At 68.8% G+C, this 14,923-nt stretch carries 11 protein-coding genes and 2 tRNA genes; 6 read left to right on the plus strand and 7 right to left on the minus strand.

The genetic code is table 11. From position 1 onward, the window contains the following. Positions 1-193: 193 nt before the first annotated feature. On the plus strand, positions 194-994 hold the full coding sequence (locus VF794_RS15510; protein WP_331111133.1) for a glycosyltransferase family 2 protein: 801 nt from the start codon (positions 194-196) through the stop codon (positions 992-994). Positions 995-998: 4 nt separating this feature from the next. Next, positions 999-1,841, plus strand: a complete 843-nt coding sequence (locus tag VF794_RS15515; protein WP_331111135.1) for a carbohydrate deacetylase — start codon at positions 999-1,001, stop codon at positions 1,839-1,841. Here the strand turns inward: VF794_RS15515 and VF794_RS15520 are convergent. Then, complete coding sequence (locus VF794_RS15520) at positions 1,820-2,482, minus strand: class I SAM-dependent methyltransferase (RefSeq protein ID WP_331111137.1); 663 nt, start codon at positions 2,480-2,482, stop codon at positions 1,820-1,822. The genes VF794_RS15515 and VF794_RS15520 overlap by 22 nt on opposite strands. Then, positions 2,479-3,609: a mannosyltransferase family protein gene (locus tag VF794_RS15525; protein ID WP_331111139.1), complete on the minus strand. Its 1,131-nt coding sequence runs from the start codon at positions 3,607-3,609 to the stop codon at positions 2,479-2,481. Before VF794_RS15525 ends, VF794_RS15520 begins: the two co-directional genes overlap by 4 nt. A 99-nt stretch (positions 3,610-3,708) precedes the next feature. Between VF794_RS15525 and VF794_RS15530 the strand changes: the two genes are divergently transcribed. Continuing rightward, a complete protein-coding gene (locus VF794_RS15530; protein ID WP_331111140.1) occupies positions 3,709-5,643 on the plus strand; it encodes a CocE/NonD family hydrolase in 1,935 nt (644 codons plus the stop codon). A gap of 62 nt (positions 5,644-5,705) precedes the next feature. On the opposite strand, the gene fadJ is transcribed toward VF794_RS15530, so the two are convergent. The 3 genes from fadJ to hemE form a co-directional block, all read right to left on the minus strand. Beyond that, a complete protein-coding gene (gene fadJ / locus VF794_RS15535) occupies positions 5,706-7,943 on the minus strand; it encodes a fatty acid oxidation complex subunit alpha FadJ (protein WP_331111141.1) in 2,238 nt (745 codons plus the stop codon). Further along, positions 7,943-9,247 (minus strand): acetyl-CoA C-acyltransferase FadI, encoded by a 1,305-nt coding sequence (gene fadI / locus VF794_RS15540; protein ID WP_331111143.1) that lies wholly within the window; start codon positions 9,245-9,247, stop codon positions 7,943-7,945. The genes fadJ and fadI overlap by 1 nt, the downstream gene beginning before the upstream one ends. 169 nt (positions 9,248-9,416) lie before the next feature. Next, a complete protein-coding gene (gene hemE, locus VF794_RS15545; protein WP_331111145.1) occupies positions 9,417-10,454 on the minus strand; it encodes a uroporphyrinogen decarboxylase in 1,038 nt (345 codons plus the stop codon). 264 nt (positions 10,455-10,718) lie between these two features. Between hemE and VF794_RS15550 the strand changes: the two genes are divergently transcribed. After that, positions 10,719-10,790 (plus strand) — tRNA-Val (locus tag VF794_RS15550). 35 nt (positions 10,791-10,825) lie between these two features. After that, positions 10,826-10,902, plus strand: a tRNA-Asp gene (locus VF794_RS15555). Between the two features lie 100 nt (positions 10,903-11,002). On the opposite strand, the gene VF794_RS15560 is transcribed toward VF794_RS15555, so the two are convergent. After that, complete coding sequence (locus VF794_RS15560) at positions 11,003-12,172, minus strand: DUF1624 domain-containing protein (protein WP_331111147.1); 1,170 nt, start codon at positions 12,170-12,172, stop codon at positions 11,003-11,005. A 357-nt stretch (positions 12,173-12,529) separates the two neighbouring features. Here VF794_RS15560 and VF794_RS15565 point away from each other — a divergent pair, with 357 nt between their 5' ends. Beyond that, positions 12,530-13,288 carry a hypothetical protein gene (locus VF794_RS15565; RefSeq protein WP_331111149.1) on the plus strand — a complete coding sequence of 253 codons (759 nt, stop codon included), beginning with the start codon at positions 12,530-12,532 and terminating at the stop codon, positions 13,286-13,288. A 175-nt stretch (positions 13,289-13,463) separates the two neighbouring features. Here VF794_RS15565 and VF794_RS15570 read toward each other — a convergent pair. Beyond that, positions 13,464-14,923, minus strand: a 1,460-nt coding sequence (locus tag VF794_RS15570) for a TonB-dependent receptor domain-containing protein (RefSeq protein ID WP_331111151.1), incomplete at its 5' end; no start/stop codon positions are given.

Consider the following 14,923-nt stretch of genomic DNA (forward strand, 5'->3'; position numbering starts at 1 on the left):
AGGTCCGCCTGTCGTTCGGGCACCTCGTCCACCAGCAAAATGGGACGCCTGTCTCCCACATCATCTCCCGCAACGAGCCAATGCCCGACGCTACCACGCCAGGGCGTCCCTCGCGACCGTTGGATTGCACTCGCCCCGGGATGTTTGATACCCACCCCGCACCGTCACGCTCGCGCACCACCGAGGTTCCATCGTGGGAAAATCCCCCAGCATCAGCCTCTTCTTTCCCGCCTGGAACGAGGAGGATTACGTCGAGCGGTCCGTCTCCCGCGCCCTGGCGGTGCTCTCCAAGCTGACGGATGACTTCGAGATCATCGTCGTCAACGACGCCTCCACGGACCGGACCCAGGAGGTCTGCGAGGAGCTGGCCACGCGCATCCCGCAGCTGCGGATCATCACCCATCCGGTGAACCTGAAGCTGGGCGGGGCGATGCGCACCGGCCTGTCCGCGTCCACCAAGGACATCGTGGTGTACTCGGACATGGACCTGCCGTTCGACTTGAACGAGCTGGAGCGGGCCCTGCACCTGATGAAGTACCTGGAGGCGGACATGATCTGCGCCTTCCGGTTCGACCGCACCAGCGAGGGGCCCAAGCGAATCGTCTACTCGTTCGCCTACAACCTGCTCATCCGCTCGCTCTTCGGCGTCTTCGTCAAGGACATCAACTTCAGCTTCAAGGTGATGCACCGGAGGGTACTGGAGGCGGTGGAGCTCAACAGCCAGGGCTCCTTCATCGACGCGGAGCTGGTGGTGAAGGCCATCCACCAGGGCTTCCGCGTCTTCCAGATGGGCGTGGACTACTTCCCGCGCACGCGCGGCGTGTCCACGCTGTCCTCGCCCGCCGTCATCCTGAAGATGGTGCGGGAGCTGGTGAAGCTCTACCCGGAGACGCGTCACCCCCAGGTGGCGAAGCGCCCGGTGCGGCTGCCGCCCTCGGTGGCCCCGCTGCACGGCACGCCGCGCGAGCGCGAGCGGACGCGCGGCCACGGGTAGTCCGGTGCGCCGGGCACCCACACGCCTCGTCGTCAACGCGGATGACCTGGGGCTGCACCCGGCCCTGGACGCGGGCATCCTCCGGGCGCACCGCGAGGGCATCGTCACCAGCGCCACCTTGCTGGTGAGCGGCCCCAGCGCCGCGGAGGCCGTGGCGAAGGCGCGGGCCCAGGGACTCGCCCTGGGCGTCCACCTCGCCCTCTCCTCCCGACTGGCCCCGGCCGCCCCCGCCTCGCACGTGCCCACGGTGGCTCCAGAGGGCCGGCTGCGCGCGAGCTGGGCGGACTTCGCGCGGGCGTGGCTCACCGGCCAGGTGCGCCGCGAGGAACTGGAACTGGAGCTGGCCACGCAGGTGGCGCGCGCGCGGGCCCTGGGTGTGGTGGTGGACCACCTGGACGCCCACCAACACCTGCACCTGCTCCCGGGGGTGCGCCCGCTGGTGGAGGCCCTGGCGCGACGCGAAGGGCTGCCCCTGCGCTGGCCGGACCGGCTGCCCCGGGCCTCGTGGCTGCGCGCCCCCGGGCCAGCGGTGAAGACCTCGCTGCTCTCGCTGCTGGCCCGTGCCGCGCCGAGGCCGCTGGAGGGAGTGCGTCGGGTGAGCGCGGGCGGCGTCTTCGAGGCGGGCCAGCTCACCGAGGCCACCCTGCTCTCCCTGCTGGAGTCGCTGCCCTCGGGAGATTTCGAGCTCGGCTGCCACCCGGGCGAAGGCCACCCCTGGGTACCCGAGGACCCAGGGTGGACCTACGGCTGGCAATCCGAGCTGGAGGCCCTCACCAGCCCCCGGGTCCGGGCGCGGGTGGAGGCGCTCGGTGTGGAACTGACCACCTACGCGGCGCTGGCCACGTAGAGGATGTGGGGCGTGGAGTAGCCCGCCCCCAGCTCCACCGTCTCGCGCGGGGTGAAGCCAGCCCGCCGCAGCAGCTCTCCCACCGCGTTGCGAGGCTGGAGCACCAGCGCTCCCCCGGCCTTCGTCCGGCCGAGCAGCTTCACCATCACCACCTCCTGCGCCAGGCACTTGAGGTGCTTCCAGGAGCGGTCGCCCTCGGCCTCCTTCAGCAGGAGCCGCCCACCGGGACGCAGCAGGCGCCGGGCCTCGGCGAGGAAGCCGGGCCAGCGCTCCACCGGGAGCAGGTAGAGGACGTCGCACACCACCACCGCGTCGAAGTGGCCCGGCATCCGCTCGGCCAGCGACTCCACGGTGCCCACCTCCACCTTCACGTTGGACAGACGGCCCGGGCCTTTCTGGGCCTCTTCAATCTTACGTGGGTCAGGATCCACCCCCCACACCTGGCGGCGGGAGTCGCTCAAGGCCAGCAGCGCGGTGAGCAGGCCATGGCCGCAGCCCACATCGGCCACGGCGCCACCGGGGGGGACGCGGGCGGCGAGGGCCTCGAGCGGCGCGGAGAAGGCGCGCGCGTGGACGTGGAAGCGTTCGGCGGGGGGAAGCTGGGAGAAGACCGCGAGGGCGGCGGAGAGAGGAGCATTCATGACACGTAGGTACCTGCGCCATAGGCGGCGGCGAGGGAGACGAGCAACACGGCACTGGTGGCGAGCACCCCCCGGCGCAGGCGGGGCCGCTCGTGCAGCAGCAGCGCGAGGGTGAGGAAGAGGGGGAAGGAGGCGAGCAGGTAGCGCCCCATGCCCATGAAGTCCTTGCTGGAGAGGGTGGGCATCCCCACCATGGCCGCGATGTAGGCGCCATAGCCCCAGCCAAGCCGCCGCACGGTGGGCCACACCAGGGCGAGCGCCCCGAGCGAGAAGGCGGCGTGCCCCACCAGGCGCAGCCCGTCCGCCACGGACATGGACGAGGAGAAGCCCTGGAACCAGCGCACCTTGAGCCAGGTGCGCCAACCGGGCTGCTGATCCCACCCCGGGGCGGACTGCACCTTGGCGAAGGCGAAGGGCTCGCCGAAGGTGCGCCAGAGGTAGAGGACATAGACGACGAGCCCCAGGGCGGCGAGCACCGGCAGCGCGTCCTGGAGGCTCCACTTCTCCCCACGCTGGCGCTTCCACTCCAGCCGGCGCACGAGCAGCCCGAATACCAGGGCGGGCGCCACCGGACGCGCGGCGGTGGCCATGGCGCCCAGCAGCACCGCGGGCAGGAGCTGGCCGCGCTCGAGCAGATAGAAGGCGCCCACCACCAGCAGCAGGAAGAGCGCGTCCGAGTACATCGCCCCATAGAGGTAGTAGGCGAAGGGATAGAGGACGAGGAGCAGCCCCGCGTCGCGTGCGGCCTCCTCGCCCTTCAGCAGGCTCGCCCAGCGGGTGAAGAGCACCACGGCGGACAGGCCGCAGACGAGGGTGAGCAGCACCCCGGCGATGAAGGTGTCCACGCCGAGGGCGCCGAGCCCGCGGAGGGCGACGGGATAGGCGGGGAAGAAGGCCACGGGGCTCTGCTGGCCGGGGGTGTAGCTGTAGCCCTCGGTGGCGATGTGCGCGTACCAACCCGCGTCGAAGCGTGCCCAGCCCACCAGCAGGTGGGCATTGGGCCAGGAGTCCCGCGCCGGGCTGGAGCTCTCGGGCGAGGAGCGCGCGGCCAGCGTCACGGCGACGGAGCAGGTGAGCAGGGCACCGAGCGCGACGAGGGCGACGGTGCGGGACGCGGAGCGGGACATGGCGCCGGGGGCATCGTCCAGAAACGTGCCAGGGTCAAGAGAGGCTTTCCGCGCCGCCCTCGTTCACCGACAATGCCGCCTTCCCCACCAGGAGAGTGCATGCCCTTCACGTTCCGCGGCCTCATGGTGTTCGTGCTCCTCGCGCTCGCCGGCCCCGCGAGGGCCCAGGCCGCGAAGCCCCAGCGGCCCGGCGACGCTTCCGAGCGCGCCGAGTACATCCGCTCGCGCTACACCAAGTTCGAGTACCGCATCCCCATGCGCGACGGCACGAAGCTGTTCACCGCCGTCTACGTCCCCAACGACGCGCGCCCCGGCAAGACGTACCCCATCCTGCTCACGCGCACGCCCTACACGGTGGCGCCCTATGGGTTGGACCGGTACGCGCGCCGGCTCGGGCCCAACGCGCAGTACGAGAAGGACGGCTTCATCTTCGCCGCCCAGGACGTGCGCGGCCAGCACATGTCCGAGGGCGAGTTCGTCGACGTGCGCCCGCACCTCGCCAAGAAGCGCGGGCCCAAGGACATCGACGAGAGCACCGACACCTACGACACCATCGAGTGGCTGGTGAGGAACGTGCCGGGCAACAACGGCCGCGTGGGCCAGTGGGGCATCTCCTACCCCGGCTACTACACGTCCGCGGGCGCCATCGACTCGCACCCGGCGCTCAAGGCCGCCTCGCCCCAGGCGCCCATCGCCGACTGGTTCTGGGACGACATGCACCGCCACGGCGCCTTCAACCTGGTGCTGGCCTTCAACTTCTTCTCGGGCTTCGGCAGGCCCCGGCCTCAGCCCACCGACAGCGAGGAGTGGAAGCGCTTCGAGCACGGCACGCCGGACGGCTACCAGTTCTTCCTCGAGCTGGGGCCGCTGAGCAACGCGGACACGCGCTACTTCAAGGGCGACATCGCGTTCTGGAAGGACCTCGTCGCGCACCCCAACTACGACGCGTTCTGGCAGTCGCGCAACCTCCTGCCACACCTCAAGAACATCAAGGCCGCGATGCTGGTGGTGGGCGGCTGGTACGACACCGAGGACCTGTACGGCCCGCTGCGCACCTACTCCGCCATCGAGAAGCAGAACCCGGGCATCTCCAACACGCTCGTCATGGGTCCCTGGCCGCATGGCGGCTGGCTGCGCACGGATGGCTCCTCGCTGGGGGACGCCGAGTTCGGCTTCCCGACGAGCGTCCTCTACCAGGAACTGGAGTTCGCCTTCTTCAAACACCACCTCAAGGGGGGCGAGAAGCCGGATCTGCCCGAGGCCCTGGTGTTCGAGACGGGCGCCAACCGCTGGCGGCGCTTCGACACGTGGCCGCCCAAGCAGGTGCGCGAGGCTCGGCTCTACTTCCAGCCCAAGGGGGGCCTCACGTACTCGCAACCCACGAGCCCCGAGGAGTCCTTCGACGAGTACGTGAGCGACCCGAGCAAGCCGGTGCCCTACACGCAGGAGCTCACGACGGGCTGGACCAAGAACTACATGACCGAGGACCAGCGCTTCGCCGCGCGCCGACCCGACGTGCTCGTCTACCAGACGGTGCCGCTGGAGAGGGATCTGACGCTGGCGGGCCCGATGGAGGCGGAGCTGTGGGTCTCCACCACCGGCACCGACGCGGACTGGGTGGTGAAGCTCATCGACGTGAACCCCGGCAAGATGCCCGGAGCCTCCCCGAGGGGTGACGAGGACGAGCCGGGCACGCGCGACCGGGGCCACCAGCAGACGCTGGTGCGCGGAGAGCCGTTCCGTGGCCGCTTCCGCGACAGCTACAGCGAGCCCAAGCCCTTCAAGCCGGGCGAGGTGACGAAGGTGCGCTTCGTCATCAACGACGTCCTCCACACCTTCAAGCGCGGGCACCGGGTGATGATCCAGGTGCAGTCGAGCTGGTTCCCCTTCATCGACCGGAACCCGCAGACCTTCGTGCCCAACATCTTCGAGGCGAAGGAGGAGGACTTCGTGCGCGCCTCCCACCGCGTGTACCGCTCGGCGGCGCACCCGAGCTCGCTCAAGGTGGGCATGCTGCCCGCGCTGGACGACTGACGAGGGCCCACGGCGCCGGAGGGAGAGGGAGCACGGGCCCCCTCCCCTTCCGACGCGAGGGACTACCGCGCGTGGAACGTCTTGCCAGCCTTCACCATGTCGATGAGGGAGGGAGCGGGGGTGAAGCGCTCGCCGTACTTGTCCTGGTAGTGCTCCAGGCGCCGCAGCAGCTCCGCGGGGCCGATGCTGTCCGCGTAGCGGAAGGGGCCCCCGAGGAACGGCGGGAAGCCGAGGCCGAAGATGGCGCCCACGTCCCCATCGCGGGGGCTGCGCAGAATCCCCTCGCCGAGGCAGCGCACCGCCTCGTTCACCATCTGGAGGGCGCACCGCTCGGCCATCTCGCGTGCGTCGAGGTGCTTGCGGTTCTTGCCGTGCGGCAGCAGCTCGTAGACGGAGGCGTCCACCTCCTTCTTCTTGCCGTCGTACGTGTAGAAACCCTTCTTGTTCTTGCGGCCCAGACGGCCGTCGGTGACGACCTTCTCCAGGGCCTTGGGCGCGGCCATGCGCTTGCCAAAGGCCGCCTCCATGATGGGACCCACCTTCTGGGCCACGTCGATGCCCACCTCGTCCAGCAGGGTGATGGGGCCCACGGGGAAACCGAACTCGACGAGCGCCTTGTCCAGCTCGGCGATGTCGGCACCCTCGGCGAGCAGGAACGCGGCCTCGTTCATGTACGGCGCGAGGATGCGCGAGGTGTAGAAGCCCGGCCCGTCGTTGACGACGATGACCGTCTTGCCCTGCTTCTTGCCGATGTCGACGCAGGTGGCCGTCACCCAGTCGGCGGTACCCTGGTGGGTGATGATCTCCAGCAGCGGCATCTTGTGCACCGGGCTGAAGTAATGCATTCCGATGACCTGCTCGGGCCGCCGCGAGCCCTTGGCCAGCTCGGTGATGGGGATGCTGGAGGTGTTGGAGGCGAAGATGCACTGGTCGCCCGTGACGGCCTCCACCTCGCCGATGATGCGGTGCTTGAGGGCCAGGTCCTCGAAGACGGCCTCGATGACCACGTCCACGCTCTTGAAGCCCTCGTAGCCGGTGCCCGCGGTGACGAGCGCCGACTTCGAGGCCGCCTCGCGCCACGAGAGCGAGCGTTTCTTCACCCGCTCATCGAGGAGGCTCTGCACCTGCTTGAGGGCCCGGCCCGCGCCGAGGTCGTCCTTGTCCTTCACACGCACCGGCACGCCCTGGAGCACCGAGGAGACGTAGGCGATGCCGCCGCCCATCAGGCCGCCGCCGAGCACGCCCACCTTCTTCACCTCGCGCGGCTTCACGTCCGCGTTGGAGGTGCCGTTCTCCTTCTTCAGCGCGGTGGTGGCGAAGAAGAGCTCCACCAGCCGCTTGGAGACGTCGGACACCACCAGCTCGCCGAAGAAGCGGGCCTCGGCCTCCAGCCCCGCCGCGCGGCCGGACTCCAGCCCGATGCGGATGGCCTCCAGCGCCCGCTCCGGCGCCGGGTATTTGCCGCGCGTCTTCTTCCGCAACTGCTTGCGCGCCTGGTCGAAGAGGATCTTCCGGCCCACCGGGTTGTCCTCGAGCGCGACCTCGGTCCACAGCTCCTTGTTGGTCAGGCCCTTGAGGAAACCACCCAGGCCGCCCTTCTTGCCCTGCTCCGCCACCGCCTTGAGGCCCTGGCCGTGGGTGCGCTCCACCTTGAGGCCCTCGGACAGCTCACGGGCGCGCCGCACGGCGAGGCCGCGCAGCAGGGGCACGGGCACCACCTCGTCCACCAGGCCCAGCTTCTTCGCCTTGGAGGGCTTCACGTTCTTGCCGGTGAGGATGAGGTCCAACGCCGCCTGCGCGCCGATGAGGGCCGGCAGCCGCTGCGTGCCACCCGCGCCGGGGAGGAGGCCGAGCTGCACCTCGGGCAGGCCGAGCGTCGTCTTCGGGCTGTCGGTGACGATGCGGTAGTCACAGGCGAGCGCCCACTCCAGGCCGCCACCCAGGCACGAGCCGTGGATGGCCGCCACCACCGGCTTGGGGAACGCTTCCAGCCGATCGAAGCCCTGCTGTCCCTGGCGCGACGCGGCGGTGGCCTCGGCGGCCGTCTTGATGGTCTGGAGGAAGTCGATCTTCGCTCCGGCCACGAAGTTGTCCTTCTTGCCGGAGATGAAGACGACCGCCTTCACCGCGGGGTCCTTCTCCGCGCGGGAGAGCAGCGACGTGAACGCCTCGCCCGACTCGGGGGAGAGGGTGTTCACCGGCTCGCCCGGCTGGTCGAACACGAGGATCGCGACGTTGTCCTCGACCTGGTAGGTGAAGCCCTGCTTCGCCTCGAGCTCCTGAGCCTTCATGGCAGCCATCACGCACGCTCCAGGACCACCGCGGCTCCGAGGCCGCCGGCGGCGCAGACGGTGCACAGCACCGTGTTCTTGTTCTGACGCTTCAGCTCATGCAGGGCCTGGGTGACGATGCGCGCCCCCGTGGCCCCGAAGGGGTGACCGAGGGAGATGGAGCCTCCGGACAGGTTGAGGCGCGTCCGGTCCACCTCGCCCACGGGCGCGCTCCAGCCGGCCTTCTTCGCGAAGTCCTTGGAGGCCAGCGCCTGAATGTTGCTCGCCACCTGGGCGGCGAACGCCTCGTGCATCTCCACGAGGTCGATGTCCGACAGCTTCATCCCCGCGCGCTGGAGCGCGATGGGGGCCGCGTAGGCCGGGCCCTGGAGGAGCTGGTCCCCGGGGTCCGTGGCGGCATAGGCGTGGGAGAGCAGGTAGCCGAGGGGCTCCAGGCCGAGCGCCTTCGCCTTCTCCTCGCTCATCAGCAGCAGCGCGGCGGCACCATCGGTGAGCGGCGAGGCGTTGCCAGCGGTGATGGAGCCGTACTTGCGGTCGAACACGGGCTTGAGCTGGGAGAGCGCCTCCAGGCTCGTGTCCTCGCGGACGATGTTGTCCTTCTGCGACACCTTCTCGAACCTGGGCGGCACCACGACGTGCATCACCTGCGCATCGAAGAAGCCATCCTTCCAGGCGCGCGCGGCGTTCTGGTGCGAGGTGAACGCGATGCCGTCCTGTTCCTCGCGGGAGATGCCATTCTCCTTGGCCATCTTCTCGGCGCTCTCGCCCATGGTCATGCCGGTGGAGTACTCGGCGATGGCCGGGGGCACCGGGAGCAGATCCCGCGCCTTGAGCGTCTGGAAGGCCTTGAGCTTGTCCGGGAGGGTGCGCGCCTTGGAGGCGGCCACCAGCGCCTGGGCCAGCGGGCGACTGGTGAAGATGGGGGCGTCCGACATGGACTCGGTGCCACCGGCGATGGCGACGTCCGCCTCGCCCACGGCGATGGCGTTGGCCGCTGCCGTCATGGCCTGGATGGAGGTGGCGCAGGCGCGCGCCACGGTGAACGCTTCAATCTTGCGCGGCAGCCCGGCGGCCAGCACCACCTCGCGCGCGATGGACGGCGCGGTGAGCGTGGGGATGACCTGGCCGAACACCAGCTGGTTGATTTCGTTGGGATCGATCTCCGCGCGCTGCACCAACTCCTGGACGACCATGCGGCCCAGGTCCAGCGCGGTGAGCTTCGCGAAGTCACTGCCCGCCTTCACGAACGGCGTCCGCAACCCGCGGACGATGGCCACCCTCCGGTGACCGTTGCGCTGCTTCTCGCGTGCCATGTGTCCTCACCTTCCTGCGTGGTGAGGCGCTTCTAATGGTCCGTTGCGCATCGCGTCAACGGGAGATTGACTCCGGAATCAACCCGATGGTCGCCTTCCCGCCACTCGCCCTGTGAAGCGAGCACGGGGAGCCGTGCCCGGCTGTTGGGGAGCCGACTGCTCCAGGCCCTCAGGTGCCCTGGCGGAGGGCGAAGCCGTGCTTGTGCACGGCGTCCACGAAGAACTTCGCGGCGTCCGGATCCGTGGGCGGGAGGATGCCGTGGCCCAGGTTGAAGATGTGCCCCACGGGGCCGGCGCGGCGGAGGATGTCCACCACGCGCTGCTCCAGCTCCTCGCGCGGCAGGAAGAGGTGCAGAGGATCCAGGTTGCCCTGCACGGCCACGTCGGGGCCGAGGACGCGCCGGGCCTCGTCGATGGGGGTACGCCAGTCCTGGCCGATGACGTCCGCGCCCGTGCGCTTGAGCAGCGGCAGGTGGTTGGACATGCCCGTGCCGAAGACGATGACGGGCACGCCCTTGTCCTGCACCGCCTTCACCATGCGCGTGAGGTACGGCAGGCAGAAGCGCTCGTAGTCCCAGGGTGACAGCTCTCCGCCCCACGAGTCGAAGATCTGCACGATGCTCGCGCCGGCCTCCACCTGCATCAGCAGGTAGGGGATGAGCGTGCTCGTCAGCTTCTCGAAGAGGATGTGGGCCAGCTTCGGCTGCTCGAAGAGGAGCCGCTTGATGAGGATGTAGCTCTTGGAGCCGCCACCCTCGACCATGTACGCCGCGAGGGTGAAGGGCGCGCCGGCGAAGCCGATGACGGGCACCGAGTCGTTGAGGGCCTTGCGGGTGCGGCGGATGGCCTCTGCGACGAAGCCGGTGCCCTCGACGGGGTCGGGCACGCCCAGGCGCTCGATGTCGGCGGCGGTGCGCACGGGATTGGGGAAGTGCGGCCCCTTGTCGCCGAGTTCCAGGGTGATCCCCATCGCCTCCACGGGGATGAGGATGTCCGAGAAGATGATGGCCGCATCCACGCCCAGGCGGGTGATGGGCTGGACCGTCACCTCGGCGGCGAGGTCCGGGTTCTTGCAGAGGTCGAGGAAGGCGATGGTGCCGCGCACGGCGCGGTACTCGGGGAGGTAGCGGCCAGCCTGACGCATCAACCACACGGGCGTGGTGTCGGTGGGCTGGCGGCGAGCGGCGCGGAGGAGGCGGTCGTTCAAGGGGTGGGCTCCGTGGATGCCCCCTCTCCCTCTCGGAGAGGGCTGCGGTGGAGGGTTGTGTCCGGTGGAGTCATCCGGGTCAACGTTCTTTCCTCTGGCGCGCCGATGCCCGGAGGACTCAGTCCTCGCGTCGGACACCGACCTGCCGAGCGGCATGCACCGCGCCCGCTGGCGAAATGATCCCGCCCCGCTAAACGTATGCTTGACAGTGATGATGGCGGTCGATACAAGGCCGCCCCGTCGCGACGCGGTGACGCAAGCGAGGGGCGGATAGCTCAGCGGTAGAGCGTCGCCCTTACAAGGCGAGGGTCACAGGTTCAATCCCTGTTCCGCCCAAGCAGCAGTTGTGGTAGTGGAAGTGTGAGTGTCGTGGGGAGTTAGTTCAGTTGGTTAGAACGCCGGCCTGTCACGCCGGAGGCCACGGGTTCAAGTCCCGTACTCCTCGCCAACAAGAAGGGCCCGGAATCGCGAGTCGATTCCGGGCCCTTCGCCTTTTCAGCCACCTGCCCTTCCGCTCGCCGCTCAATCCTGACTTTTTCAGCAGCCTGCTAGAGGTAGCTCAGCCAGACACTGCCACTGCGGCGCTTGAGCCGGACGAAAGCGCGGCAGCATGGGTAGAGCGGCACGACTACCGCCGCCGCCAGGAACCACAACTGGAGCGGAGAGCCAACGCCCAGCCGCTCACCGACGTTCGGGCCAAGCAACGCCAATCCAAGCCGGTACAGCCCGTGCAGAACGTACAGGTGCAGCAGATAGAAGAAGAGCGGCGCTCCCCCGAACACACCAAGTGCGTCCGTCACCCGGCCCGGCCAGCGCTCGAACAGCGCGAGCAGCAGCAGGCCGACGCCGAGCGTCAGCAACAGGAAGTCCGCCGAGGGCGGGTACTTGGTGAGGTTGAGGAACGACAGCACGGTCCCGAGCGCGTCGGAGCCCGTGCGCCACGGGACGGGCTCGCCGTATCCGTTGAGCGCGCGCAACAACCCAAAGCCCGCCAGCGCCGCTCCGGCCAGACGCACGAGCCCTCGCCGTCGCGCGTCCGAAGGGACCCCCGCCCGGAACAACCCGCCGAGCGTATACCCGGCGGCGATGACGCCCACCCACGGCAGGACGGGGTACGAGGTGCGTGCCACCAATCCCCCGGGCAAGTGCAGCCAGCCGCGATCATGGAGAATGGCCCAGAGCGCATGGCCTGGCTCTCCCGGCGCGAAGTCGAGGGGAGAGAGCAGGTTGTGGCCGAGCATGATGGCCAGCGCCACGGCGAGGAGCACGGGACGGGGCAGCCACAGCAGACCCGCCAATGCGATCATGCTCAACCCGATGGCCCAGATGACCTGGAGGTACAGGATTCGCGGCGGCAGCGCGAAGGTCCACGCGAAATTCACGAGCGTCACCTCGAGGAGGACGAGGAACAGGCCCCGCTTGAGGAGGAAGGCGGAAGCCGCCCCCGGTCCGCCGTGCTTGACGGCGTAGAGCGAGGTGGCCAGACCCGTGAGCAGCACGAACACCGGTGCGCACAGGTGGGCGGTGAGCCGTGTGAACGCCAGCGCGGGAGGGGTGATGGACAGGTCCATCGGATCCGTCACCTGCGCATGCAGGTAGAAGAACTCCCGCGCGTGATCCACGAGCATCAACAGCATCACCAGCCCGCGTAGCGCATCGATGGACGTGATTCGCTCGCGACGCGGCGGCCGTGGCTCTTCCTGGTTCCGGAACTCCATGACGAACACTGCTATCCCACGGGGATGGGGGAGTCACGCGAACGCGTTCCCCTCCGACCGAGGTCCCCGGCCTCACCTCTCACGGCAGGGCCGCCGGGACAGGAAAAGAGCAGGCTGGCGAGCCCCAAGGGGATGCACCACCTCTCCACCAGCCCGGCGTGCATTCGCCGCCGGAGACAGGTTCAGTAGCCGAAGTCGAACGTCCTCTCCCGAGCGCGGTAGATCCTCGATGACGCAGGGGCATGACCTCGCGGGTTCTCCCCTTGGAGGGAACTCCAGCCGTGGTATGAATCGTGCGCCCCGCGCTTTCGCTGACGCCACTCGGGCGGGGTAGGAAAGCGCGGGAGGGAACAGCACATGACGGCTACGAAGAAGAACGGCAGGACGGTGGGCTCGCTCCGAATCGGAAGACGGAGCAAACATGCGGCGGCGGAATTGGGCCACATCCACGAGGCGCGCAACGTCGAGACGGGCGCCCCCGCCCTGGTGATGATGCCCGGGCCACGGCCCACCTGGGCACCCAGGAAGAGTTGGAAGGTGCGCGCCTCCTTCCAGGCCACGCCGCCCTTCATCTCCCTGGAGGTGGAACAGGCGCCGGCCTCGGGCAACTTGAAGGAGCTGACGATACTGCTCGCGGCGCTCGACGCCGTGGGAGGCAATGCCAGGATGCGCGCCCACCTGACGCGTGAGCCGATGGGTCGGTGGCGGAGGCCCCCTCCCCTGAAGGCACTGGTGGCCGTGGGACTCGCCGTGCTCGTGCTGGGCGGGAGCTTCTGGTTGTTGGGCACGGGAAGCCGTGAGATGGCTCCTCCCACACCGCCATCTTCGACTTCCGGCCTCGGTGTGCTGGCTGACGCCGGGCTCCGGTCCCCCTTCTTCGTCAACAATGAGGAGCAAGGACCGACGGGTATCGCCTACCCACTGCCCGACAAGCCCTTCTCGGATCAGGCCAGGCCGCCCTGCCGCACCCGGCGGGACGAGGTCGCGATCAACGGTGGCTGCTGGATGGAGATCGCACGCCGCCCGCCGTGCCATGAGGAGCAGGCCGAGTACCAGGGGAAGTGCTACGTGCCGGTGGGTTTGCGGACACGCCCCTCCCAATCCCTCTCCCCGTGAGCTGTCTCACTTCTAGTCGACCAAGCCATAGGAACCAAGACGCTTCAGGGGGGAGGTTCCGGCCACGCTCGGGAGCAACTGGTCCAATGGTCGGACCAGTCAGCACGGCGCGCGGCCAGAAGGTGCCCCATTCTTTGCTACAAGAGCACCCCTGAAAGAACTTGGTTCCCATGGCTTAGAAGTCGAGCCCCGCGTACGAGTACGAGAGCTGGACGAAACCGGAGCGCCCGGTGGGAGCCGCGCCGAGGACCTCCACGCCCTTGTCATCCAGGAGGTTGAAGACGTTGGCGCTCACCGCCAGGCCATTGTCGAAGGTGTAGCCCAACCCGAGGTCCGCCACGAAGCGCGCCGGGACCTTCCCGTCCTGGAAGAACAGCTCGCTGTCCCACCGGCCCGCCCTGAACGCATGGGCCGACTGGTAGCGACCGAAGAGCCGCACGAACGAGCCCCTCACCACCAGGTCCTGCAGCGTGACGGAACCCTTGAGCTTCAGCTCCGGCACGTTCAGCAGGAGCGCCTTCTGGGTCGGCTCGGAATGGCCGAAGCCGAGCAGCCGGATGTACGAGGCGCTGCCGCCGAGGAGGACGCGAGGGGTGAGCTGGTACTCGAGCCCGAGGTCCACCCCGGCCACACGCGAGCGGCCGAAGTTGAAAAAGGTGGAGAGGCTGCCCTGTGTGGGGGTCCCCTCCGCCACGGGCCGGCCATCCGGGTAGAAGGCGAAGGTGTCCTGCGCGGGATTGGCCCGCGCCGTCAGCGCGCTGATGAAGTTCTGGTACCAGGAGTGGTAGCCGACGACATCCACCAGGAGCTGATTGAAGAAGGTCGCCTTGTAGCCCAGCTCCACCGAGTCCACCTGCTCCGGCACCAGCGGACGGATCTCCGACACGAGGTTTCCCTCCGCGTCCTTGATGAGGAATCCGGTCCGGTTGCCCAGCAGGCTGTTGTTGAGGAGCAGGAAGTTCTCGAGGAGGGTGGGGCTCTTGAACGCCCGGTTGTAGCCCACCCGGAGGTGCTGGGTGCGGGTCAGGCGGTAGACCACCGCGGCCTTGGGGCTGAACTGCGGCGTGTAGTTGGAGTGGGTATCGAGCCGAGCCGCCGCCACCAGCCTCAGCGTGTCACGCAGCAACGAATGGTCCGCCTGCACATACCCACCGAGCTCCGTGGCGCTCAGACTCTTGCCGCCCCCGTCCGCCAGGGACGTGCCCTCGGTACTCGGTTTGTACAGGCGCAGCTGGAGGCCCGCGATGAGCTTCACTCCTCCGAGCGTGTTCTGGTGCTGGACCTCCGAGTCGATGATCTGGCTGTGGTCGATGAGCTTGATCTGCTCCCGGATCGCCTCCACCGAGGCTGGATCGCTCGGAACGCCACCGCCGCCCTGGACAACTCCCGCCAGTCGCTCCAGCTGGAACGAATCACCCGCCTCGCTGGAGGTGCGGGAGACCTGGGCGAACCAGTTCGGGTGGCTGGCGGACACACTCTGGGTGTGCACCTGCCAGCCGCGCAGGTGGGCGCGGCCTCCGTTGGTGACCAGGATCCCATCATGGAGCGAGAAGCCGTAGCCGCCCTTGAAGTTCCAATCCCCGTGCCCGTAGTAGAGGAAGCCCTCCGCCTTGGCGGTGCGGGTCTCGTAGTCCT

Source organism: Archangium sp. (genome assembly GCF_036389735.1).
GTDB lineage: Bacteria > Myxococcota > Myxococcia > Myxococcales > Myxococcaceae > Archangium.

Bases quoted from the DNA above. Each gene is read 5' to 3' on its own strand.
- VF794_RS15520 (WP_331111137.1), bottom strand. From the start codon at position 2,482: ATGAATGCTCCTCTCTCCGCCGCCCTCGCGGTCTTCTCCCAGCTTCCC.
- VF794_RS15560 (WP_331111147.1), bottom strand. From the start codon at position 12,172: ATGGAGTTCCGGAACCAGGAAGAGCCACGGCCGCCGCGTCGCGAGCGA.
- VF794_RS15565 (WP_331111149.1), top strand. From the start codon at position 12,530: ATGACGGCTACGAAGAAGAACGGCAGGACGGTGGGCTCGCTCCGAATC.
- VF794_RS15530 (WP_331111140.1), top strand. From the start codon at position 3,709: ATGCCCTTCACGTTCCGCGGCCTCATGGTGTTCGTGCTCCTCGCGCTC.
- fadJ (WP_331111141.1), bottom strand. From the start codon at position 7,943: ATGGCTGCCATGAAGGCTCAGGAGCTCGAGGCGAAGCAGGGCTTCACC.
- fadI (WP_331111143.1), bottom strand. From the start codon at position 9,247: ATGGCACGCGAGAAGCAGCGCAACGGTCACCGGAGGGTGGCCATCGTC.
- VF794_RS15525 (WP_331111139.1), bottom strand. From the start codon at position 3,609: ATGTCCCGCTCCGCGTCCCGCACCGTCGCCCTCGTCGCGCTCGGTGCC.